Below are 23024 nucleotides of genomic sequence, written 5' to 3' on the forward strand. Positions count from 1 at the left end.
GGCGATATGCAGCTATCGAATTTTGGATTTCTCAGTGGAAATAAAACCTATGCCAGCTTTGCCGGTGCCTGTATTGAGGCGGAAAAGGCATTGGTTGTCAGTCCGGCGACTTGCGCCATCCTCAGCCGTCGGGCTTTGGAGCTTGCCGTCAAGTGGTTGTTTACCTATGATAGCGACTTAAAGGTACCTTATCAGGATAACTTGTCCAGCTTGATCCATGACGTAACTTTTCTTCGCGTTATCGATCAGGCTATGCTGCCTCAACTGAAATACGTTACCAAGCTGGGCAATCTGGCTGTACATTCAAATGCAACGATCAGCCGCGGCGAGGCTGTCCTATCTCTTCGCAACTTGCATAACTTCATCAGTTGGATCGATTATTGCTATTCGGCCGAGTATACGGCAAGAAGCTTTGATGAGCAACTGTTGATGGAAGAAAACAAGTTGCAAGAGAAAGTAAGACCTCAGGAACTACAGGATTTGTATGATCGTTTGGGTTCGAAAGACCGCAAGCTGGAAGACTTGGTGAAAGAAAATGAAGAACTTCGGAAACTCCTTACGGAACGCCGGGCTCAAAATACGCAGGAATATCATTTTGTGCCGGATGAAATCAGCGAATACGAGACTCGTAAACGTTACATCGATATCGAGCTTAAGCTGGCCGGATGGACGTTCCAAAAAAATGTGCTGGAAGAGTTTGAAGTACAGGGGATGCCGAATGGGCAGGGCATCGGTTATGTGGATTACGTGTTGTTTGGTGAGAACGGGAAACCCCTTGCCGTTGTGGAAGCAAAACGTACAAGTGCAGACCCCAATATAGGAAAGCAACAAGCTAAGCTTTATGCGGATAGCCTGGAGCAGCGATACGGTCAGCGACCTGTCATCTACTATACGAACGGCTTTCGCACGAACTTCTGGGACGATCTGCATTATCCCAGCCGAGTGGTCTCCGGTTTTGCCAGTCAGGATGAATTGCAACTGCTGATCAACCGCCGCTTGATTCAGAAGCCGTTGCAGGAAGTCCAAATCAACGACAATATCGTAAATCGCCCTTACCAGCATGAAGCGGTGCTTTCGGTTTGCGACGCGTTAAACAAAGGGCAGCGAACCGCCTTGCTCGTTATGGCGACAGGCAGCGGCAAGACTCGTACCGCCAGTGCGATTGTCGACGTGTTAAGCCGCTACAACTGGGTGAAAAATGTACTGTTTCTTGCGGATCGCACAACGCTGGTACGCCAAGCCAAAAACAGCTTCAGTCAATATTTGCCCGAAATGACACTGTGTAATCTGCTCGATAGCAAGGATAATCCAGAGACAGCCAGAATCGTATTCTCGACCTATCCGACGATGATGAATGCGATCGATGAGGCTAAACGGAAGGACGGCAAAAAGCTGTTCACGGTGGGGCATTTTGACTTGATCATTATTGACGAGTCGCATAGAAGCATATATAAGAAATATCAGGCGATTTTCGACTATTTTGACGCCATACTGTTGGGCCTGACGGCAACGCCTAAAGATGAAGTCGACAAAAATACATACGATGTGTTCCAACTGGAAAATGGGGTCCCAACGTTTGCTTATGAATTGGAGCAAGCTGTTAAGGAAGGATACTTGGTCGATTATCGTACGGTTGAAACAACGACCAAAATTATGGATGATGGCATCCGCTATGATGATCTGTCCGAGGCTGAAAAAGAACAATACGAGGAAGTACTGTTGGAAGATGAAGAAGAAGAACCGCGGGATATTGACAGCGCGGCGATTAATGAGTGGTTGTTTAACGAGGATACGATCGACCGTGTACTTCAATTTGTCATGGAGCGGGGATTAAAGGTCGAAGGCGGCGACAAATTGGGCAAAACGATCGTTTTCGCCAAAAACCATCGTCATGCGGTTGCGATCGTGGAACGATTCGATGCTTTGTACCCGGACTTGAAAGGGCATTTTGCTCGGGTCATAGATATTAAAACGAATTATTATCAAACTCTGATCGATGATTTTTCCATGTGGAGCAAGCTGCCGCAAATTGCAGTTTCCGTTGATATGCTGGATACTGGCGTGGACATTCCTGAGGTCGTCAATTTGGTTTTCTTCAAGAAAGTTCGCTCGAAATCGAAATTTTGGCAAATGGTGGGTCGAGGAACGCGGTTATGTAAAGATCTGCACGGCATTGGCGAAGATAAGAAAGAATTCCTGATCTTTGACTTCTGCCGTAACTTTGAATTTTTCCGGGCAAACCCAAAAGGGAAAGAAGCGGGGATTGTTCAAACCCTATCCGAGAAATTGTTCAATGTTCGTGTGCAGATTGTTCGTGAACTCCAACAACTTCGGTTTCAGGAACCGGAGTATATCTCCTATCGCACGGATATGGTGGAATTGTTAAAGGAAAGCGTGAATGCGCTTAATGAGGAACTTTTCCGCGTCAGACAGCACATTGAATACGTCCATAAATATAAGAATGATGGCGCATGGCGCTCGTTAACCGATACCGATATGGGCGATTTGAAGGAGCATATTGCACCGCTTGTCGTTTCTTCCAGCAATGACGAACTGGCCAAGCGATTTGATCATTTAATGCTGGTCATTGAACTGGCCAAGCTTCAAGGAACGGGGGCTGTCAGACCGATTCGCAAAGTCATCGAGACTGCGGAAAGTCTCTCCAAGTTGGGCACGATCCCACAGATTGTCGCCCAGCGAAGTATCATAGAGAAGGTTAAGACGGCGGAATTCTGGGAAGAAGCGGACATCTTCGAAATGGAGAAGGTACGGGAAGCATTGCGGGAACTCATTAAGTTTCTGGAACGCGAAACGCAGCAAATTTATTATACTAATTTTAAAGATGAGTGGCTCGGTGTGGAAGAAAGCCGCGGATTTTACAACACGAACGACCTGCAAAATTACCGCAAAAAGGTTACCCATTATTTGCATGCCAACAAGGATCAGCTCGCCATTTATAAACTTCGCAACAACAAACCGATCACGAAACAAGACTTAAAGACGCTCGAACAAATTTTATGGAAAGAGTTAGGGACAAAAGAGGATTATGAGCGTGAATATAAAGACTTACCGGTAACCAAGCTTGTACGAAGTATCGTGGGTCTTGATCAGGAGGCCGCGAACGAAGCTTTCATGGAGTTTCTCCAAGAAAATCGGCTGAATGTCAATCAACTGCGGTTTGTAAAGCTCATTATCGAATATGTCGTTAAAAACGGGATGATCGAAAAATCCGTTCTTCAAGAGGAGCCATTCCGTACGGTTGGCAGCATTGCGGAGCTGTTTAGCAATAATATGGACGACGCACGAGCAATTATCGGCATTATTGATGCTATCAATAAAAATGCAGAAGTCACGGGAGCATAAAACAGGTTTTGAGACCAGGCTGTTCAAGACGACGATATTCGTCGTCTCTTCATCATTTTCTGCGTGCTGTACAGGAATTTGAATCCATATGTAGATGAGTTCGGTCAATATTTCAAATTCGGAATCGATATGGTTGACAAAAGCAAATTAAAACCGGGTGATACCTCTCAGATCAATTATTTGTTTGGCAAAGGCGAAAGAATTTGAAATCGTCATACGAGAAATATGTACGGATTCTGCATTGAGGCAGAAAGTTGAAAATAATCTTCAGGTATTTAAAATCGAAGGAGTTATATAATCATCATAAAGATCATGTGCTTGATTCGATTAGAAAAAAGGTCGTTTACTCAGAATCACAAGTTGATGAATTGTATAGTCGGTATAACGGTCTGCTCTTCTCTAGCCGTGAAGATGTGATCCAAATGATTACATCAAACTACGTTGGGTATGAAAATCTAGATAAAAGGGTGTGAGCCAAAATTACACAGGATATTTGCGAAGAGTTGAAACTATATATTTTGTAGTTTTTAATGTAGGAAAGGTGAATAAATGAAAAGTTACACGGCACTTCAAACCATCTGCATCATAGTGTTTATTTTAGCGGTTTGTATTCTGGTTGCCGGATGCTCCGGCTCGAGGGGGGCAAAGGAAAAACAGGTGAAAAAAGAGCTGGCCCAAATGGCTCAAAATTACGTCATGGAAAAGTACGGGATGGACGATGCGAAAGTGGTGGAAGTGAAGTTGTCCTATGCCGGGCTGAACGGGCCGATTCCCGTTTTCAAGCGTGAAGTCCCCAAAAGCGGAACGGTTACGTTGGAGTTTAACGGTACCTCTTTTCGAGTGTTGGCCGGCCCCACATGGAACCGGTACAGCGATGAGTTAAAAAATGTGCTTTCGGACAATTATCAAGCCGAACGGATCAAAGCCGATATTCAAGAGCAGCTGATTGACAAATTTAAAGTAACGGATGAGTATTACGTCCAAAAGTACAGCATCTCCAGCGAACTTGACCATGGAGGTATCGATTATTTTACGCTGAAGCAAAAATATGACGGGGATTTGAAGACATTTTTGCAGAACAGCCATTTCGGCTTGGAACTGGAGATTTTCTTCAAAGGCGGCAAGGCGAATCAGAATCAATATTACGATAACACCATGGAACTGTTTCACCAATTGGCAAGACATTTCAGCAACGGGGAAAGCGAGATTTCCCTATACGTCAACAAGGAAGACAAATATATGGACGCTAGAATGAAGGAAATTCTGGACATCAGAAATCCCCAAGCGCTCGATCCGATTATTTATGGCCCCGCGTATAATTACTGCAGGATCAGCGGTGAAATTCATAACACCAAGTACATAGAACGTATCAAAAAAGAATTTCCCGAAAGCGACATGAAGCCGCTGGAAATGAAAGAAAACCGTTTTGAATATGTAGATGTCGGAGAGGGGATCAGCCTGGCCTCCATGCTGGAGAATGTAGAATTCCAAACCTCCGAAGACGTCGTTTTTTCCGCTCGTCCGCTGACGGAAGACGATTCCTTTACAAAGGCCGATTATAGTGCCCTGGATCCGGACAAAGAAAATCAGTTTGACTACAAGCTGCTGAGCGATAACGTTTACCGCGTGAGCTATCCCAAGCAAGAATATAATGGCAACGAAGTAGACTGGGATGATCCGATTGCCGTAAAAATAAACCGAAGCCAAGTGCCCCAATCGGCCGATCGACTTTTTCTGGTTCACGGTGGAGTATCCGATGAAAACTCCGGGAATTTAATCATCGATCTGGATGATCCGAACTTTCTTACCAGCGCTGATTCCTGGATCGCCCCTGCGAGGACGGACAGCAATTTTGTGATCGTTTACCGGTCGAAGAAGTGAGCGGGGATCGACTAAATTATTGTGAAAGGGTCAGGTGCGCCAAATGAATAGATCCGGTGGAGTTTCAAGTTGCTTTCAATCGCGCAACCGGGGATGAAATTATTTCGATTGCGGCGGATGAAAAGGGGACGATCATGGTCGTGTACGATTATTTGAACGTTACCCGCGATTACGGGAAAAGTTGGGTATCTTACCGGATTCCTACCGATGAAATGTATCGGATTCACTATGTCAACCCTACACGATTGAAAACGTCCAATACATAAACGGACAATACGTTTTGCTCGCTAAGGCATTTAGTGACCGGAGCAAATTGTTCACCTCTTCTAACGGGATGGATTGGTACGAAAAAGCGGAGATTCCTTTAAACATCTACTTCATAACCTGGAATGGAAAGATATATTCCGCTTTCGGCGGCGGGTATACCTTTTATACGAAGTCAAAAACGCATTCCAAAAATCAATTTATTGTGGATGCCGATAAGAAAAGGTATGCGGAAATGATTGTTTACAGTTCAAAGGACCTTCAAAATTGGATCATGCAATCCGCCAACGTTAAGTCAGACTTGAGATACTCCTTCGCAGTCAATGATGTTCCAAGAAATAATTATAGCTATCAGCTTGAGAAACCGGTCACCGACGGCACCGTTACCTTGTTCGACGACTTCGGCAACCGATTGACCTCAAAAAACGGGACAACCTTTACTGTGCAGAACATTAAAAAAACGTTGGACACCAATTATTCCCGTTCCCCAATGCTCAAAATCGGTAAGAATTACATGATTTTTGCACAATATTGGTTTAGCCCGGGGGGTGTACGTTCCAAAATACTGACCTCAACCGACCAAATCCATTGGAAAACGACCAACCTGGATAAGTCTTTACCGAATGCCATGTCGGTTATTCAAGCAGACTCAAAATTAACCGGTTATGGAGATGAAAGTAATGTTGTCATTTCGAATGACGGCTTCCATTGGACGAAAATTCGCTAAATAAATTATGATAGCGTTCGTGTCTTGGTATCCCTGCATGCTGCTTTGCACGATTATCCCTCTTGTTCAGGGGGTAGAGGGGGGCTAATCACGGCCCTTTCCTTTTCCCGGTGCCTTGCCCCCATTCCTCCCGTCAGGTCTGCTTCACTTCTCCTAAACCTCCTGCTCACAAACCTGTCGAACGATCTCGAACATGTCTGCTTCTCCCAAACCTATTTTCTTCTCCTGAATTTATCTTCCTCTTTGCTTCCAGATCAAACGGGATAATCGTGCAAAGCGTCCGGACAGCGGATATTGATCTGCCGATATTTCTTGCTATTTAATATGATTTTTTCAATACGTTTTTGTAGTAACGGAACAGCGCAGCAAGAAAACATCTTCAATGACGAAGAGCGCTTAATGGATTCGGGAGATAGCTACACTTTTGCCGGCAAATCAGGCGATGTTATCGAAGAAGAGGCATATATAAAATTTTCGGGCTTTGCTGGATATTTTATGGCTTCGCGAGGTCAAAAGCCGTGGCATTCTAGTTGGCACTTTATTTCCAATAACCTGGCTGAGACCAAAGATCTGGTCTTACGTCCGATGTTTATTGGAGCGGTTTTTATGCTCTTGTTTGGTTTAATAAAAGACGGTATTCCAGACATCTCCTTGAAACTTGCTTTAATCCTCTTTTGGCTTGGCTCAATAAATGGGGCCTTGGCGCTATATAAAATTAGCCCCTCAGCTAAGAAAAAAGAAAAAGGATGCCGTCACCGGGCAATTAACCTAGTCAAAATTCCCACCGTACAGGCACGGTTGGGCCTCCGCCCACATACAATGAAATGACCCAAAATGAAGCAGGTTTGTTTTCATTGCCATGTGATTCAGCAGGAGGTGTCATCTATGCCAGGATTGTTTACCGCCATAGCGCTGTTCATCAAACAGTTGACGCTGCTCGTCTCTTATGTGAAAAACAACGCGTTTCCTCAGCCGCTCACGGAGGAGGAGGAGACGAAGCATCTTCAGCGGATGGCTGAAGGGGATGCGGTTTCCCGCAACATTTTGATTGAGCACAATTTACGGCTTGTGGCGCATATCGTGAAGAAGTTCGACAACACCGGCGAGGATCTGGAGGATTTGATCTCGATCGGCACGATCGGGCTGATTAAGGCCATCGAAAGCTTCCGTCTGGGAAAAGGCACAAAATTGGCAACGTTTGCGGCGCGGTGTATCGAAAATGAGATTCTGATGCATTTGAGATCGCTGAAAAAAACGCGCAAGGACGTATCTTTGCATGATCCGATCGGGACGGATAAGGAAGGCAATGAAATCACCCTGATCGATATTTTGGGGACGGAAGCGGATGACGTGGTGGATCGGGTACAGCTCAAAATGGAAAAGAGCAAAATATACCGGAACCTCGATATATTGGACGCGCGGGAGCAGGAAGTGATCAAAGGGCGGTTCGGGCTGGAGCATGGGGGAGAAGAACGGACCCAGCGTGAAATCGCCAAGGAACTGGGGATCAGCCGCAGTTACGTGTCGCGGATCGAAAAAAGAGCGCTCATGAAGCTGTATCATGAGTTTTATAAGCAGAAGAAGTGAGGACCTATAAGAATAAGACCACCTAATCTTAAGCCGGTTCCCAGGTTAATCCCGAGTAACCGGCTTTACATTTTTCTAAATAACCCGTTAAAGATATTCGCACTTGAATTTTGTAAACTCAGCCATAGAGCCTTCCCCACAGGCATATAAACCGATGAGCACGCCCGTAAATCCTCCCGCAACTTCAGAGGAAAGATATCTGGTTTGCGCCGTGCCTAAGAGGATGTCCTCGCCGTTTGCATGAAGGAAGAAGCTATAGCGCTCATGGGCTGCCCGTATCATCACAGTAGCATGATTGCTGCTTCCCAGGTCAACTTCATTTTCAATGGATTTAATATCCCCGATATTCAGGCGCTCGATCACTATATATCCGTGCTCATCTTTACGTACAGCTAAATCATAATGATGATGTTCATCCATATACAGCGTGATGCCGGCTTCTCCGCTTGTCAGCTGTACATCGCAAGAGATTTCCGCGTTGAAGTCCCTTTGGCGAAGGCCGATAAATGTCGGGGATTCCGGCATATCCAGCGTCACTCCGGTCCCTTTCAGCGTTACCTTATCGAATTCCAACCGATAGTTCTCCACATCAGGATGACGGAGATAACACCAGTCCAGATTCCACTCCGTGTTCTCGAAAGTAAAGGTATTTTTCTCCTGCTGGATAACATGACTTGCGATCCGATCTGTTTCAAAACTCGTAAGGGTGGTTCCGTTATGTCCTGCCGTAAACCAGCCATCTTCGCCAAAAGTAACCGGCGTGAGGAAAACTTCGCGGCCAAGGTGATGGTAGGTAAGCCATTGGCCGATTTGCCGGAAGCCCAGATGGAACATCCACCAATTTCCGTCATGATCTTGAATCAGATCGCCATGGCCAACCCCCTGCAGCTCGTAACCGCCCAGATTGCGATTGGTTAGTACGGGATTGTGCGGATAAGCCTCGAACGGACCGGAGACGGATTCCCCTCGCGCATAAGTGACCATATGGCCATATTCGGTTCCGCCTTCAGCCGCCATGAGGTAATACCGGCCGTTGATTATATACATATGCGGGCTTTCCAAATAGCGTCCGCCTGTACCTTGCCAAATCGAACGGCTTGGCGACAGCTTGCCGCCCGTTTCAATGTCAATTTCACACTGAACAATGCCGTGGGTCCCGTTATCGTCTTTCCCGTTGCTCATAAAGAAGACTCTTCCGTTTTCAAAATACAAATCGGGATCGATTCCCCCCTGATCCACATAGATCGGTTCGGACCATTCACCGTAAATATCGTCAGTCCAAACATAAAAATTCTGACGAGTGGTGTCGTTGGTCGTGGTCATGTAGAATCTCCCGTTGTTATGCCGGATCGTGGGAGCGAAAACGCCGCCGGAGCTGCTTACCTTGCCGAGCTGAATCTGGCTCTCTCGGGTTAGGCAATGGCCGATTTGCTTCCAGTTAATCAGGTCTTTGCTCGCAAAAATCGGAACGCTAGGGAAGTATTGAAAGGAACTGCATACCAGATAATAGGTATCTCCTACTTTGCATACACTGGGGTCGGGATAAAATCCTTTGATGACCGGGTTATTGTATTTCATCGAACCACCTCTTTCATAAAATCACATATATATAAATCTAATCTGATTAGCAGCTAAGGAAATTAAACACCATGGTTTAATATCAAGCAATGGATTAGGCTTGATGATTCATGTTAAATCTTTTAAATTAATAAATATGTGAATTTAACTGTTGCGGTCAGGAGATTATGATGATCATTAAAGCGAACGGAGAACCGAAATTCATGCCGCTATACGAAGCATTGGCCAGCGAAGTCCGCTGGAAAATGATGAGTCTCCTTGCCGATTGCGAGATGAATGTGAAGGATATTGCGAACCGGTTGGAGCTCAGCCCCTCGATCGTTACCATGCACATCCGAAAACTCGAACAGGCCGGGCTCGTCGGAAGCCGCAGGGTACGGCTGAACGGGGGGACGCACAAAATCTGTTTCCTCAAGCAAAAAAACGTCGAAATTGAGCTGCCGTCTGCCGGTCACACCGCAAAGATCAGGGAGCAGAGTATCTCCGTCGGTCATTACACCGCTTTTGAAGTCCATCCTACTTGCGGGCTCGGTACACGCGAGAAAGAAATCGGTGTTTGGGACGATCCGCGCTATTTTCTCGATCCCGAACGGGTTCACGCCGCCATTCTGTGGTTTGGGTGGGGTTATGTGGAATACAAAATACCTAACTTTTTGCTGGCCGATCAAACCGCGGACGCTATCGAAGTCTCCATGGAGATCGCTTCGGAAGCTCCTGGTTTAAGAGATTATTGGCCTTCGGATATTGAGTTCATCTTCAACGGCATCTCCCTTGGCACATGGACAAGTCCGGCTGATTTCGGAAGGGCTGCACGGGGGAAATTTACACCCGAATGGTGGCATCGCAATGTGAATCAATACGGTTTATTGAAGACGATCCGCATTGATGCGTCGGGTACATTTATCGATGATGAGCGGATGTCGGAGGTGACCCTCGCGGATATCAAGCTGCGGGAACCGTTCTGGACGCTTCGTTTCGCGGTGGATGAGCGGGCAGTTAACGTAGGGGGATTGACGCTGTACGGTTCCGAATTCGGCAATCACGATCAAGATATAGTAATTCGCGCGTATCTTAACGGCCCCAACAATTGCAAGTATGCAGTTGGCACATCATGGTAAAAGTCAGGGCCGGATCGTAACGCCGATAGACGTTTTTCTTGCGATCAACACTCGTTGTCCGGACGCTTTGCATGATTATCCCGTTTGATCAGGCAGCAGAGAAATATTCTCCGACGGCATGGCGTATCAACCCCTGCCCCTGAATGAGAGGGATAATCGTGCAAAGGCAGCATGCGTGGAACCCTATAGGGGGTTACACGGTAAAAGACCTCGCCAGTGGCGGGATTTTTCTTATTGTTGTATTTTCAAAAAAACCGATAGAGGCGCACTCCGTGCGGCGGCACAGCGGCCCGCAGCACGTCTGCCGTAAGCTCGGCCGGCGCTCCGCTCCACAGCTCGGTGCCTGCGGCAATACCTGTCAGGCCGATCCGCTCCAGAGGGAGGTCCAGCGGCAGCGGGTTTTCGCCTATGTTGAATACGGCAGCATAGCGGAAGCCTTCGGGATGCTCGGCTGTCCAAACGATGAGATCTCCTTGGCGCAACGCTTCCTTGGCTCCGCGGCTCTCCCGGTGCATGCGCAGCACCTCGCGGTTGGTCAGCAGCGACAATGTCCAGTCGTCGCAGTCCCGCAATTCGCCGCCAAAGATAAGCGGCGAGCGGAAGATGCTCCAGAGCGACATCATCGTCAGCTGCTCGTCGCGCGTGAACCGGGTCCAGCGGTCCGAACCCCCGCCATCCACTGAGCGAATGCCGATGTGACCGAGCGGCAGCATGTCGCAGTCCGGCCAGGAACCTGCCCCCGGTACGCCCTGCCAAGCCCGGCAACGGTCGAACATATCCAGCAGGAGCGGCCACTGGTCCCAGAAGTCGTCCGTGATTCGCCACATGTTGGCATGCTCGGCAAAAACGGTCGAGTATTCCACCGGAGCGGGTCCGGGTGATAGGCTCAGCACCATGGGCCGGCCGCAGCGTTCGATCGCCTTGGAGATCAGGGCGATCTCCGGCTGATGGGTGTCGTACAGCTTGGAAGCCGCGATGTCGTCCACCTTCACCAAGTCAACGCCCCACGCTGCGTACAGTTCAAAGAGAGAATCGTAATAGGCCTGTGCCCCTTCCTTCGAGGCATCCACGCCGTACATATCCGTGTTCCATGGACAGATCGAGTTCGTATGCGCAATATCGCGCGCCGTCGCGGTTGTACCCAGAATTGGAGCGGCGGCGTGAACAGCCTGGCGCGGAATGCCGCGCATGATATGAATGCCGAATTGCAGTCCCAGGCTGTGTACATAATCGGCTAACGGCTTAAAGCCTTGGCCCGCCGCCGCTGAGGGGAACCGGTTTTCGGCAGGCATGAGCCGGGAATAATCATCCATCACGAGCGGAACAAACGGCCGGTATTGCGAGGAATTCGCATAAGGCTCGTACCATTGAATATCGACGGTAATGTAGCTCCAGCCAAATGGTTTGAGATGCTTCGCCATGTATTCCGCATTGCCCCGAATCTCGTCTTCCGTTACGGCCGCACCGTAGCAATCCCAACTGTTCCAGCCAAGCGGCGGAGTAGGCGCTGCAAGCTTATGATCCATTGTTAAGCTCCTTTACTGATTAATTATTGCTCTTGTCATGTTCATCATAATAAAGGAGATTAGCGATATCTATAGTAATTTTGAAAGCCCGATAGTACAATATTGCGGTTAATCGAAGAACAGCTTGCGATAAGCCAGGCTTTCGCTCCCGTTGCGGAATTCTCCCGGCGTAAGCCCCGTCAAGCTGCGGAACGCTTTGATAAAATAACTTCCGCTGGAGTAGCCGATCCGCTCGGCTATCGCCTCAATGCTGAGGCCGGTTCCCCGCAGCAGCTCCATGGCTTTCTCGGTGCGGACGCGGGTTAAGTAAGCGCCGGGCGTCAGGCCGGTGCTGGCCGAAAAGCGGCGGATCAAATGGTATTTGGACAGGGAGACATGCTCGGAAAGCTGATCGATGCTGATCATCCGCGAATAGTTGAGCTCGATAAATTCGGCCGCGCGCCTTACGTTCTCCGGCCAGTTCTCCCTGTCCCGCAGCGTTGCGACCTGCATTCTGGCCAGTTCCGTCATGAACTGGTAGACACAGGACGATGCGATCAAGGGATCGGTGATTCTACCCGCCGCCGCATCGACCACAATCATTCGCAACAGCCGGACCGGTGCAGAGTCTGTGGGCAGATGCGGAGCCTCCCCTGCTTCACGCAAGAACTTACGCCAATGGGGTAATATCAGATCGGGCCGGAATAGCAGGAATAGAAAATCCCAAGGCTCTTTAGATTCCGGGGGATAATAATAGCGATGGGGTCCTGGAATTTCGGCGAGAAAAGCCTGTCCGGCGGTGACGCGGTAAGTCCGGTCCCCCGACTCATATACGCCTTCTCCGGAGAGGGTGTATTGGAACAGCAGGAGCGGCCCATCGGTCCGCTCCAGTCCGTCCCAGCGATAAGAAGCAGTGGTGATGGAATCACAGCCCGCCGCAAATAATCTGCATAACTGGAGCTCCTTATCTTCCGCGAACCGAAAGCCGTAGGTGCCTTTGGGGATGTCCATAAATGTCCTCCTTATAGTGAAAGTTCAAAAAGTCGGCTTTTCAGCACCGAGAAGTTTGGATGAAGCTAGGGACTGAGTAGCGGAGCGTAGGCGAACCTACGTGAGCAACGGAAGGCCCGGCTGAATTCAAGATTCGACGTCGAGATCACCTTCTAACCTGCTTCGTGATCAAAAGATGACTTTTTGAACTACCTCTTGTAGTGAAGGTTCCTTAGTGGTGAGACCCGTATGTAACTAATCATACGACTTAACCGGTATTCTTGCTAGGAACCTGATGGATTTAAACATAAGCAAAAGCATAAGATTCACAGAAATCTTTGAAGATCGAGGGCTTCAGGACGGGTAAAGGGACGGAGCTGGCTACGTTTGCGGCCCGCTGTATTGAACGGATAAAGAAGGCAATGAAATCACCCTGATCGATATTAGCTGAGAAATCAATCACATATCTGCAGCTGGCCTATAAGGTAGAATTCATTGCAAGCCGTCTTCATGAAGTCGGTATTGCCCAAAATGATCAGGTCATCGTTTATTTGTTTTAATCAGAAGTTGACAGCAAGGTTATGAAGTGAGGTGGGGAAATGCCGTATAAAAAACTAGCGATTCCGGTTTTAATGATATCCTTACCCTTTATCTTTTTTGATGTTTTGTTGCCGCTGTATACTGAGGAACTCGGATATACTACATTTCAATTTACCCTTTTGGTTTCCGTGTTCTCGCTCGTCCAATTGATTATGCGGCTTGTGCTTGGCAAAGTGTCGGATAAATATAGCCGACGCTCCATCTTTATTGCGTCCTTCTTGTTTTTTGTCGCAGCTTATTTTACATTTGCTATGGCTGATCAATTAACGTTTTTGCTGACCGCAAGAGTGTTGAACGGCATCGCAAACATTCTGCTGACCCTTTCCGTCTTCGGGCTTATCGCCGATGCCAATACGAATTTAGCACAACAACTGGGGCGCTTTAACAGCAACCGCAATCTTGGCGGGTTCATCGGCGTCGGATTAAGCTTCTACATATTAAGCAACTACGAATTGCTGCAGGGATGGAAGGTGTTGTTCGCAGCTTGCGGAGCAGCCGCCTTGTTGGCGTTTCTTTATGCACTTACTTTAAGACAGGAAGAGCCAAAGCGAATGATGAATCCGCAAAGTGTTGTTTTATCAACCGAGAAACGCAAAGTCTGGACGGTGAATGTACTGTTCCGGCTGATCTCCAGCATGATTATCGTTTTGTTGATTCCTTACCTGCAAGATGTGTTTGAAGCAGACATTGAAGAGATCGCCATTACCTTCTTGGTCCCCTTGCTGGTATCTTCATTTTCGGGCGCTTATCTGGGCAAACTTGGCGATCGGATGGGTTACCGCAAGGCAATTGTTATATCAACCGTGATGTCCGGCATATCGGTTGCCGCCCTTCTGTTTTCCTCCAGGCTGAGCATATTCGCCTTGTTTTGGACGGTCTTTATCCTTTCATTTTCCATGCTGGAGTTCTCGCTGGATGCAATGTTTATGAAGAGCATTTCCGAGCATAACATTGGCGATGCCTACGGCAAATATTCCACAGGCTCCAATATCGGCATGATTGTCGGACCCGCGCTGGGGGGCTTTTTATTTGATTCCTTTGGCCATGTTGTCCCTTATATCGCGTTCGTGGCAGGGATGACCGCATTGATTCCGTTGGTGCTCGTTGCGCTTCCCAAAGACCCGAATGCTACCCATCAAGACAACTTAATAAAGCCGGGCCATTCCTGAACGGAAGCAAAATCCCCTGCAGAAATACAGGGGATCAATTTCATTTCAGAGTTCTGTATGACGAAGACTATATTAAATCGTAAATTGTACATTGTTCTATGGTATTAGTAAATTCGTTGAGATAAGAACATACCGAGAGTTTATAGGAGCAGTCAAGACTATACTGCTTAAAAAACACGGTGTCCTCCGCTCCATCAATAAATATTTCCTTATAAGAGTTCATGAAAATACTGAACGAATTAAGGGGGATCGATAGCCCCCTTCCAATTGTTTTAATATAACTTTCTTTTAAAGTCCACAAATCGTAAAAATATGATCGTTTTTCATCTATATCAGTCAAAGTTGTTAAGTCGGCAAATTCCCTGGGTGAAAAACATTTTTTGGCAATTTCGAAGTTGATAGGTTTAATTTCTTCTATATCTATTCCAACGTTTTTTTCTCCGAATGCTGCGACAACCCACTCCCCGGAATGTGTTATGTTAAAGTGTATACCCAAAGAAGGATCAATATAGGGTTTGCCATAGCTGTTCAAATCTATCTTCAATTGATGATTGTGAATACCGGTGAATTGTTTGATTTTATGTCTAATTAAAGCATCGCCCAAGAGGGAACGATAAGAATCTTCGATTCTATAAAAACGGTTAATTCTTTCCTTCTTTTTTTCTTCAACGTTACTAAGAAATAAAGAATATGTATCAGGTTCGATGTATTTCGGTACTTTTATTGCAGTAACTAAGACTATATAGAACACCACCATTAGTTAATTTCATGAAGATTATACCATTATTTAGGATAAACCTAAACAAATAATGAGATATCGGGACGGATAAGGAAGGCAATGAAATTACCCTGTTACATTCTTCCTAACAAATCCCGCTGAGCTTAGTATAATAGACTATGAATAAATTTCGAGATGGGGGCGGCAAAAAATGAGGATCGTTAACTTGAACCCGAATCCCGGCAGCGGGGCCAGACTGGTCGGTTATTTGCACGATATCGAAAAAGAAAGCATGGGCAACCGTTTGGAGCGGCCCTGCGTGGTGATCTGCCCCGGCGGCGGCTTTGAGATGCTTTCGCCGCGGGAAGCGGACCCGCCGGCTACGGCTTTTTTTGCCAAAGGGTATCATGTGTTTACGCTGTATTATTCCATTCGCGAGAATGCGAGCGAGCTGCGGCCGGTCATAGACATCTCTCGAGCGATCGGGAAAATCAGGGAAAACGCCGCGGAGTGGGGCATTATCCCCAACAAGATCGCCGTTTGCGGTTTTTCGGCAGGCGGGTATGTGGCGGCTTCGTCGGGGACCTTATGGGACCATGCCAAGCTGCAGGAAGCCACTGGCGGCAAAGGCGAACAAGGCCGGCCGGATGCGATGGTGCTGTGTTATCCGGTTATTACGGCGGGCGAATTTGCGCACCGGGGTTCCATTGAACGTCTGGGTCCCGGATGGAGTGATGCAGAACGGGAAGCGTCGTTTTCGCTGGAGAAATATGTAACCGCCTCAACGCCTCCCGCCTTCTTGTGGCATACAGTGGAGGACGCTGCCGTGCCGGTGGAAAATTCCATGCTGTTCGCTTCAGCGCTGCGGCGAGCCGGCGTGCCTTTCGAATGCCATCTCTACCAAAACGGCAGACACGGGATGTCGATGTGCAGCACGGAGGTAGGCGATCCCGACGACCATCTGGCCACCTGGTTTCCGTTATGCCTGGAGTGGCTGGGCCGGCAGTTTGCATTTGAATATTAAACGGTTATGTTTCCCGGAGGTTGCCATGTGTAAGAACATGGCAGCCTTTTTTTAGTTCGGGACAAGGTATGATGTGGAATTTCTGCATCCCTCTTAATAGCAAATAATAGAAAATTAGAGCAAGATTGTGATAATGCTATAAATATAAAAAGGAGTGCCTTTCTATGAAAAAAGAAAAAAGACAAAGATTAATTAAGCAATTGGTGAGCGAATATGAAATAGAAACCCAAGAGAAGTTGGTAGAATTGTTGGCAGAACAAGATGTGATGGTAACGCAAGCTACGATTTCACGGGATATCCGTGAGCTGAATTTAATCAAAATAGCTTCTCCGAAAGGACTTATGATATATCATGCTTCTTCAGAAATGGCTTTGCAAACGGATTTGAAGTTAAAGAGGAAGTTGCAAGAAGTGGTTATAAGGATTGATTATGTTGATCAATTAACGATTATTAAAACGTTGCCTGGCAATGCGCATGTTATCGGTGTTTTATTGGATGATCTAAATTGGAAAGAAATGGCGGGTTGCATATGCGGGAATGATACCTGTCTTGTCATTTCCCGGAACCGATCGGAGCGAAAGATTTTAGAAGAAAGATTTAATTTGATTTTTAGATAAAATCAGCTGGTAGATGGTCAATTGAGAATACGAGATTGCTTGAAAAGAGCGTAGGCTGCCTGAAGCGGGCATTCCTTCGCTCTTTTTCTTGTTATTCATCATATATGCGCAGTATAAAATAGGTTTCGCAAAAAAATGGAAAAAATCCTTTATAAAAATACAGATTTTTATGATTTTAAAAATAAAATTGTGCAATATTTCACGACAAATATGCTGGCGTTTTCACGAGGCGGAAAGCATGGACCCTTTATGATGTCCTTGTAAACATCAAAGCATACAAAGGAGGTACAGCAAATGGAGCATCCCATGCATGTTGCTTCGGAAATTGGGGAATTACAAACGGTTTTATTAAAACGCCCTGGACAGGAATTGGAAAACTTAACGCCGGATTATTTGCAGCCGTTATTATTTGACGATATCCCCTATTTGCCGGTGATTCAAAAAGAACATGATTATTTTGCCCAAACATTACGCAATCGGGGAATTGAAGTTCTTTATTTGGAAAAACTCGCGGCTGAGGCGTTGGCGGATAAGAAATTGAGAGAAGAATTTGTTGACCGTGTTTTAGAGGAAGCAAGGGCTGAAGGAGATGTTTCACAGCAAATTTTAAAAGAATATTTACTTTCCTTCGCCAATGAAGATTTAGTTCAAAAAATAATGAGCGGGGTAAGGAAAAACGAAATTGAAACGAGCCAGAAAATGCAACTCTATGAATTTATGGAGGATCATTCCCCGTTTTATTTGGTTCCCATGCCGAATTTGTATTTTACCCGTGATCCCGCAGCGGTTATTGGCGACGGATTAACGATTAATAAAATGAGAGAAACCGCACGCAGACGTGAATCATTGTTTATGGAGTACATTATCAATCATCACCCGAGATTTGCCGGTCATCATGTGCCGGTTTGGCTGGACCGCAACTATCAATTTCCCATTGAAGGCGGCGATGAGCTCATTTTGAATGAAGAAACGATTGCCATTGGCGTGTCTGCCCGCACTTCAGCTAAAGCCATCGAACGATTAGCCCTAAATCTATTTAGCCGCCAAGAAAAGTTCAAGCGAGTGCTGGCCATAGAAATCCCAAAATGCCGGGCATTTATGCATTTGGACACCGTATTTACGATGGTTGATTATGATAAATTTACCATTCATCCGGCGATCCAGGGACCGCAAGGGAATATGAATATTTATGTTTTGGAGCAAGGTCCGGATGAAGAAACGCTTAAAATTACCCGCCACACTTCTTTAATAGAATCGCTAAAAGAGGTATTGGGCTTAAAGGATTTGGTTCTCATTCCTTGCGGAGGAGGAGATGAAATCGCCTCGGCTCGCGAACAATGGAATGACGGATCCAATACACTGGCCATTGCGCCGGGGGTAGTTGTTACGTATGACCGCAACTATGTATCAAACGCTTTATTGCGTGAACACGGCATCGAGGTTATTGAAATATTGAGCTCGGAATTATCCCGTGGCCGTGGGGGTCCGCGTTGCATGAGCATGCCAATCGTTCGCAAAGATATTTAAATTTCGGAGAAAGCAGGGATAGATATGAGAACTATAAATTCAAGCTTAAAAGGCAGAAGTTTTCTGGCGGAGATCGATTTTACGGAACAGGAATTGTTGTATCTCCTGGATTTAGCGGCAGATTTAAAGGAAAAGAAGAAAAACGGTATTCCCCATCGTTATTTGGAAGGAAAAAATATAGCTCTTTTATTTGAAAAAACTTCTACTCGCACCCGGTGTGCCTTTACAGTAGCTTGTACGGATTTAGGCGCGCATCCCGAATATTTGGGGAAAGGCGATATCCAGCTCGGTAAAAAAGAATCCGTAGAAGACACGGCGAAAGTGTTAGGCCGGATGTTTGACGGCATCGAGTTCCGCGGCTTTGCCCATAAAACAGTGGAATCATTAGCTCAGCACTCGGGTGTACCGGTATGGAACGGTTTAACGGATCTGTGGCATCCCACCCAAACGCTCGCGGATTTGTTAACCATCCGGGAACATATAGAGCACTTGTGGAATGTGAAGCTCGTTTATGTTGGCGATGGCCGGAACAATGTGGCCAACAGCTTATTGGTCGGCGGTTCAATCGTTGGCATGGAAGTTCGGATTTGTGCGCCAAAATCATTATGGCCGGCACAAGAAGTCGTTTATTTGGCCAAAAAATTCAGCGACCGGGTCATGGTAACCAGCAGCATTGAAGAGGCCGCTTTCGGCGCGGATGTAATCTACACGGATGTTTGGGTATCTATGGGGGAAGAAGATAAATTTGCCGAGCGTATTGAACTGCTTTCCCCTTATCAAGTAAATAGGCAAATGATTAAAGAAACGGGGAATAGCGATGTGATTTTCTTGCATTGTTTGCCTGCCTTTCATGATCTGGAAACCGCGTATGGCAAAGAAATTTACGAAAAACATGGATTAAGAGAAATGGAAGTCACCGATGAGATATTCCGCAGCAAGCATTCCAAAGTATTCGATCAAGCGGAAAACAGAATGCACACCATTAAAGCGGTTTTAGCGGCTACTTTGGGAAGTGAGCGCAATGGGTGAAGATAACAAATTAGGATTATTTACACTAACGGCTCTAGTTGTCGGTTCGATGATCGGCGGCGGAGCGTTTAACCTGGCAAGCGATATGGCCAAAGAAGCCGGCGCCGGAGCGATGATTATCGGATGGATTATCACAGGAATCGGCATGATTGCGCTTGGATTATCCTTTCAGAATTTAACTAACAAAAGACCGGATTTGGATGGCGGTATTTTTAGCTACGCCAAAGCCGGGTTTGGAAACTTTATGGGATTTAACAGCGCATGGGGGTATTGGGTAGCCGCTTGGCTTGGCAATGTAGCTTACGCGACCTTATTATTTAGTGCGTTGGGGTATTTTTTTTCCATTTTTGATGGGGGGCAAAATATAGCCTCGATTATTGGGGCGAGCATATTGCTCTGGTGTGTTCACCTGCTGATTTTACGAGGCGTACAATCGGCGGCGCTTATCAACTTAGTAACCACAATCGCGAAATTAGTACCTGTGTTTGTGTTTATTATTGTGGGAATCTTTGCTTTTCGAATCGATATATTCATAGACGGATTTTGGGGACAAGGCGGTACTTTGGCTTGGGGGGCGGTAGGCAGCCAAGTTAAAAGCACCATGCTTGTAACTCTCTGGGTATTTACTGGTGTTGAAGGGGCTGTTGTCTTATCCGGCCGCGCCAAAAATAAACGTGATGTCGGGAAAGCGACCGTCATTGGATTGATAGGCACACTTATTATTTACGTATTGATTACATTATTATCTCTCGGGCTGATGCAGCAAGCGGATATTGCCCAGTTAAAAAATCCGGCTATGGCCTATTTATTTGAAAGTGTTGTTGGAAAATGGGGCGCTGCATTCATTAACCTGGGTTTGGTTGTTTCCGCCTCAGGCGCTTGGCTAGGCTGGACTTTACTTGCATCTGAAATTCCCTATCTAGCCGCTAAAGATAGTGTATTTCCAAAGTGGTTTGCGAAAGAGAATAAAAACAAAGCTCCTGTAAATTCATTATGGATTACCAATGGTTTAATTCAACTGTTTTTATTAACTTTCATGATTTCGGATCAAGCGTATAATTTTGCGTTTTCTCTAGCATCCTCAGCCATTTTAATTCCCTATGCGTTTTCGGCGTTCTATCAATTGAAGTATAGCTTGCGATCCAAAGAAAAAGACCGAACCATCAATATAATCATTGGTATAGTCGCAAGTATTTATGGAATTTGGTTGGTTTATGCGGCTGGGCTGGATTACTTGTTATTGGCCATGACCTTATATGCACCAGGCATTTTCATCTATTATAAGCTGCAAAAGAAAAGTAAACCAAAGCGGATCTTTACTCGGGCGGAACTGATCTTATCCGTTGCTATTGCCGCTTTAGCAATATTCACCATCTATGAATTAGTTACGGGGAACATTACGATTTGAAGTTTTTGGAAATGAAAAACTATTGGAGGGTTGAAATATGACACGAAGAAAAATTGTAGTGGCACTAGGCGGAAATGCGATACAATCCGGTAATGCTACGGCAAAGGCACAGCAAGAAGCATTGGAAAAAACGGCGGAACAACTTGTAAAAATTATAGAAAATGATGTGGATGTCGTATTTGTCCATGGGAACGGTCCGCAAGTGGGGAATATTTTATTGCAGCAAAAGGCGGCCGAATCGGAAAAAACGCCCGCCATGCCGTTGGATACTTGCGGTGCGATGAGCCAAGGCATGATCGGCTATTGGATGGGCAATGCGATTGCCAAAGTATTGAGAAAACAAAATATAAATAAAGATGTGGTAACCATCGTAACCCGAGTGGTCGTTGATGAAAAAGACGAAGCCTTTAACAATCCCACAAAACCAATCGGGCCTTTTTATACGGAGGACGAAGCAAGAGCGTTAATGAAGGAAACCAAAGTGGTTTTTAAAGAAGATGCAGGAAGAGGATGGAGACGGGTTGTACCGTCGCCAACGCCTGTAAGCATTCTTGAATATAAAGTGATCGATTCCTTGGTAAAGGGTGGGAATATCGTTATTGCTGTTGGCGGTGGCGGAATTCCGGTCATTCATGGTAAAGAAGGATTAACGGGGACTGAAGCGGTGATTGATAAAGACTTCGCCGCTCAGAAATTAGCAGAATTAGTAGAGGCCGATACGCTGGTCATTTTAACGGCAGTGGATTTTGTATATGTGAATTTCAATAAGCCAAATCAAAAAAGGTTAGAGTCTGTAACCGTAGATGAACTGGAAGGATATGTAAAAGAACAGCATTTTGCGGCGGGAAGTATGCTTCCTAAAATTGAAGCTGCCATCCATTTTGTGAATGCAAATTCAGAACGAAAAGCTATTATTACCTCTCTAGACAAGGTCAATGAAGCGTTGGAAGGAAAAACGGGTACGGTTATTTATAAACAAAAGGGACCTGTGCATGCATAAATAAGATCTAAAAATACTACTTTTATCAAAATGGTCGAATTTGGGCTCCTATTTGCTCCCGAATTCGGCCTGCTTGTTTCATTGATGATTTCCGGTTTATGATAAAATTTAAATTAATTCCATTACACAACAAGAGAGGTGTATTTATGAATAAAAGGAATGTGATAGAAAATTTAAAACAGTTTGACTTGTTTGCTGATTTATCAGAAAAAAAATTACAAAGCTTAACGGAGTTTGTCTATTGGCGAACTTATAAGAAGGGTCAATTTTTATTTTTGGAAGGGGATTCAAGGGAACGCATTTACCTGATGTTAGATGGCTTTGTAAAGTTGGAGCGGGTCAATCAAAGTGGAAATTTACTCTATGAGGACTATGTGAAACGATATTCCATTTTTCCTTACGGCGGTATGTTTACGGATAAAAGATATACTTACTCGGCGGAAGCTTTGACGGATGTAGATGTGTATTATATTCCTGCAGCGATTTTTGAAGATATGTTGAAAGCCAATCAAAAACAATTAATCTTTGTGGTTCAGCAGTTTTCTTTGATCTTAAAACTTCATGAACATCGTGTACAATATATTACAACACCCAATGCACAGGATCGGGTAATTCAGTCACTTAATTATTTAAGACAGGATTTAGGGGAACAAAACGGTGAAGAGATTGTCATTTCGTGTCCACTGACAACCATCGAAATCTCCAAAATATCCGGAACGTCGCGAGAAACGGTTAGCTGCGTGTTAAATCAGTTAAAGAAAGATCATATTATCACCGTATCAGGTAAAAAAATTATAATTCATGACCCCGCTTATTTCGAGAAAATCTCGATATGAAAAAAAAGATGAACGTCTTCAAAAAGAAGTCGTTCATCAACAGGCAAATCGATGGCAAACGGCGGCCGTTGCGATACTAAACT

At 45.8% G+C, this 23024-nt stretch carries 19 protein-coding genes; 15 read left to right on the top strand and 4 right to left on the bottom strand.

The genetic code is table 11. The features are described 5' to 3' along the window. Positions 1-6 precede the first annotated feature (6 nt). The 6 genes from NYE74_RS12725 to sigK all read left to right on the top strand — a co-directional run bounded on the left by NYE74_RS12725 (position 7) and on the right by sigK (position 7822). Positions 7-3363: a DEAD/DEAH box helicase family protein gene (locus NYE74_RS12725; protein ID WP_328270170.1), complete on the top strand. Its 3357-nt coding sequence runs from the start codon at positions 7-9 to the stop codon at positions 3361-3363. Between the two features lie 549 nt (positions 3364-3912). After that, on the top strand, positions 3913-5244 hold the full coding sequence (locus tag NYE74_RS12730; protein ID WP_341004832.1) for a hypothetical protein: 1332 nt from the start codon (positions 3913-3915) through the stop codon (positions 5242-5244). A 56-nt stretch (positions 5245-5300) separates the two neighbouring features. Beyond that, positions 5301-5510 (top strand): hypothetical protein, encoded by a 210-nt coding sequence (locus NYE74_RS12735; RefSeq protein ID WP_036620823.1) that lies wholly within the window; start codon positions 5301-5303, stop codon positions 5508-5510. A gap of 14 nt (positions 5511-5524) precedes the next feature. After that, complete coding sequence (locus NYE74_RS12740; RefSeq protein ID WP_124332547.1) at positions 5525-6235, top strand: hypothetical protein; 711 nt, start codon at positions 5525-5527, stop codon at positions 6233-6235. A gap of 399 nt (positions 6236-6634) precedes the next feature. Then, positions 6635-7063: a hypothetical protein gene (locus tag NYE74_RS12745; RefSeq protein WP_341004833.1), complete on the top strand. Its 429-nt coding sequence runs from the start codon at positions 6635-6637 to the stop codon at positions 7061-7063. A gap of 57 nt (positions 7064-7120) precedes the next feature. Beyond that, the gene (gene sigK, locus NYE74_RS12750; protein ID WP_124332545.1) at positions 7121-7822 is read left to right on the top strand and encodes an RNA polymerase sporulation sigma factor SigK; all 702 of its coding nucleotides are present in this window, start codon (positions 7121-7123) and stop codon (positions 7820-7822) included. Between the two features lie 87 nt (positions 7823-7909). Here the strand turns inward: sigK and NYE74_RS12755 are convergent, their stop codons facing one another. Further along, on the bottom strand, positions 7910-9400 hold the full coding sequence (locus tag NYE74_RS12755; RefSeq protein WP_341004834.1) for a glycoside hydrolase family 43 protein: 1491 nt from the start codon (positions 9398-9400) through the stop codon (positions 7910-7912). Between the two features lie 173 nt (positions 9401-9573). Here NYE74_RS12755 and NYE74_RS12760 point away from each other — a divergent pair, with 173 nt between their 5' ends. Beyond that, positions 9574-10518 (top strand): ArsR/SmtB family transcription factor, encoded by a 945-nt coding sequence (locus tag NYE74_RS12760; protein WP_170180009.1) that lies wholly within the window; start codon positions 9574-9576, stop codon positions 10516-10518. A 245-nt stretch (positions 10519-10763) separates the two neighbouring features. Here NYE74_RS12760 and NYE74_RS12765 read toward each other — a convergent pair whose 3' ends face one another. Both NYE74_RS12765 and NYE74_RS12770 read right to left on the bottom strand, forming a co-directional pair. Beyond that, positions 10764-12044 (bottom strand): glycoside hydrolase family 27 protein, encoded by a 1281-nt coding sequence (locus tag NYE74_RS12765; protein ID WP_155620911.1) that lies wholly within the window; start codon positions 12042-12044, stop codon positions 10764-10766. Positions 12045-12152: 108 nt separating this feature from the next. Then, positions 12153-13034 (bottom strand): AraC family transcriptional regulator, encoded by an 882-nt coding sequence (locus tag NYE74_RS12770; RefSeq protein WP_341004835.1) that lies wholly within the window; start codon positions 13032-13034, stop codon positions 12153-12155. A gap of 578 nt (positions 13035-13612) precedes the next feature. On the opposite strand from NYE74_RS12770, the gene NYE74_RS12775 reads away from it, so the two are divergent. Next, positions 13613-14782: an MFS transporter gene (locus tag NYE74_RS12775; protein WP_341004836.1), complete on the top strand. Its 1170-nt coding sequence runs from the start codon at positions 13613-13615 to the stop codon at positions 14780-14782. A 67-nt stretch (positions 14783-14849) separates the two neighbouring features. On the opposite strand, the gene NYE74_RS12780 is transcribed toward NYE74_RS12775, so the two are convergent. After that, positions 14850-15539, bottom strand: a complete 690-nt coding sequence (locus NYE74_RS12780) for a 4'-phosphopantetheinyl transferase family protein (RefSeq protein ID WP_155620914.1) — start codon at positions 15537-15539, stop codon at positions 14850-14852. A 172-nt stretch (positions 15540-15711) separates the two neighbouring features. Here NYE74_RS12780 and NYE74_RS12785 point away from each other — a divergent pair, with 172 nt between their 5' ends. The 7 genes from NYE74_RS12785 (at position 15712) to NYE74_RS12815 (ending at position 22941) form a co-directional block, all read left to right on the top strand. Further along, positions 15712-16524: an alpha/beta hydrolase gene (locus NYE74_RS12785; RefSeq protein ID WP_196427561.1), complete on the top strand. Its 813-nt coding sequence runs from the start codon at positions 15712-15714 to the stop codon at positions 16522-16524. Between the two features lie 164 nt (positions 16525-16688). Beyond that, positions 16689-17141, top strand: a complete 453-nt coding sequence (gene argR / locus NYE74_RS12790) for an arginine repressor (RefSeq protein ID WP_124332538.1) — start codon at positions 16689-16691, stop codon at positions 17139-17141. A gap of 294 nt (positions 17142-17435) precedes the next feature. After that, positions 17436-18668, top strand: coding sequence for an arginine deiminase (arcA, locus tag NYE74_RS12795; RefSeq protein ID WP_213510432.1), 1233 nt, complete (start codon positions 17436-17438; stop codon positions 18666-18668). Positions 18669-18692: 24 nt separating this feature from the next. Next, complete coding sequence (gene argF / locus NYE74_RS12800) at positions 18693-19697, top strand: ornithine carbamoyltransferase (RefSeq protein WP_341004837.1); 1005 nt, start codon at positions 18693-18695, stop codon at positions 19695-19697. After that, entirely contained in the window at positions 19690-21105 is a 1416-nt protein-coding gene (gene arcD, locus NYE74_RS12805; RefSeq protein WP_341004838.1) for an arginine-ornithine antiporter, read from the top strand. The genes argF and arcD overlap by 8 nt, the downstream gene beginning before the upstream one ends. A 37-nt stretch (positions 21106-21142) precedes the next feature. Then, entirely contained in the window at positions 21143-22105 is a 963-nt protein-coding gene (gene arcC / locus NYE74_RS12810; protein ID WP_341004840.1) for a carbamate kinase, read from the top strand. Between the two features lie 146 nt (positions 22106-22251). Continuing rightward, positions 22252-22941 (top strand): Crp/Fnr family transcriptional regulator, encoded by a 690-nt coding sequence (locus tag NYE74_RS12815; protein ID WP_036620885.1) that lies wholly within the window; start codon positions 22252-22254, stop codon positions 22939-22941. The last annotated feature ends 83 nt before the right edge of the window (positions 22942-23024 follow it).

This window comes from Paenibacillus sp. FSL P4-0127, from assembly GCF_038007325.1.
GTDB lineage: Bacteria > Bacillota > Bacilli > Paenibacillales > Paenibacillaceae > Fontibacillus > Fontibacillus macerans.

What these genes read in the sequence shown, in the direction of transcription:
- NYE74_RS12725 (WP_328270170.1), top strand. Translation starts at nt 7, where the DNA reads ATGCAGCTATCGAATTTTGGATTTCTCAGTGGAAATAAAACCTATGCC.
- NYE74_RS12755 (WP_341004834.1), bottom strand. Translation starts at nt 9,400, where the DNA reads ATGAAATACAATAACCCGGTCATCAAAGGATTTTATCCCGACCCCAGT.
- argR (WP_124332538.1), top strand. Translation starts at nt 16,689, where the DNA reads ATGAAAAAAGAAAAAAGACAAAGATTAATTAAGCAATTGGTGAGCGAA.
- NYE74_RS12785 (WP_196427561.1), top strand. Translation starts at nt 15,712, where the DNA reads ATGAGGATCGTTAACTTGAACCCGAATCCCGGCAGCGGGGCCAGACTG.
- NYE74_RS12780 (WP_155620914.1), bottom strand. Translation starts at nt 15,539, where the DNA reads ATGGTGGTGTTCTATATAGTCTTAGTTACTGCAATAAAAGTACCGAAA.
- arcC (WP_341004840.1), top strand. Translation starts at nt 21,143, where the DNA reads ATGACACGAAGAAAAATTGTAGTGGCACTAGGCGGAAATGCGATACAA.
- NYE74_RS12745 (WP_341004833.1), top strand. Translation starts at nt 6,635, where the DNA reads ATGGATTCGGGAGATAGCTACACTTTTGCCGGCAAATCAGGCGATGTT.
- NYE74_RS12765 (WP_155620911.1), bottom strand. Translation starts at nt 12,044, where the DNA reads ATGGATCATAAGCTTGCAGCGCCTACTCCGCCGCTTGGCTGGAACAGT.
- arcA (WP_213510432.1), top strand. Translation starts at nt 17,436, where the DNA reads ATGGAGCATCCCATGCATGTTGCTTCGGAAATTGGGGAATTACAAACG.
- argF (WP_341004837.1), top strand. Translation starts at nt 18,693, where the DNA reads ATGAGAACTATAAATTCAAGCTTAAAAGGCAGAAGTTTTCTGGCGGAG.
- sigK (WP_124332545.1), top strand. Translation starts at nt 7,121, where the DNA reads ATGCCAGGATTGTTTACCGCCATAGCGCTGTTCATCAAACAGTTGACG.
- NYE74_RS12815 (WP_036620885.1), top strand. Translation starts at nt 22,252, where the DNA reads ATGAATAAAAGGAATGTGATAGAAAATTTAAAACAGTTTGACTTGTTT.
- NYE74_RS12775 (WP_341004836.1), top strand. Translation starts at nt 13,613, where the DNA reads ATGCCGTATAAAAAACTAGCGATTCCGGTTTTAATGATATCCTTACCC.
- arcD (WP_341004838.1), top strand. Translation starts at nt 19,690, where the DNA reads ATGGGTGAAGATAACAAATTAGGATTATTTACACTAACGGCTCTAGTT.
- NYE74_RS12730 (WP_341004832.1), top strand. Translation starts at nt 3,913, where the DNA reads ATGAAAAGTTACACGGCACTTCAAACCATCTGCATCATAGTGTTTATT.
- NYE74_RS12770 (WP_341004835.1), bottom strand. Translation starts at nt 13,034, where the DNA reads ATGGACATCCCCAAAGGCACCTACGGCTTTCGGTTCGCGGAAGATAAG.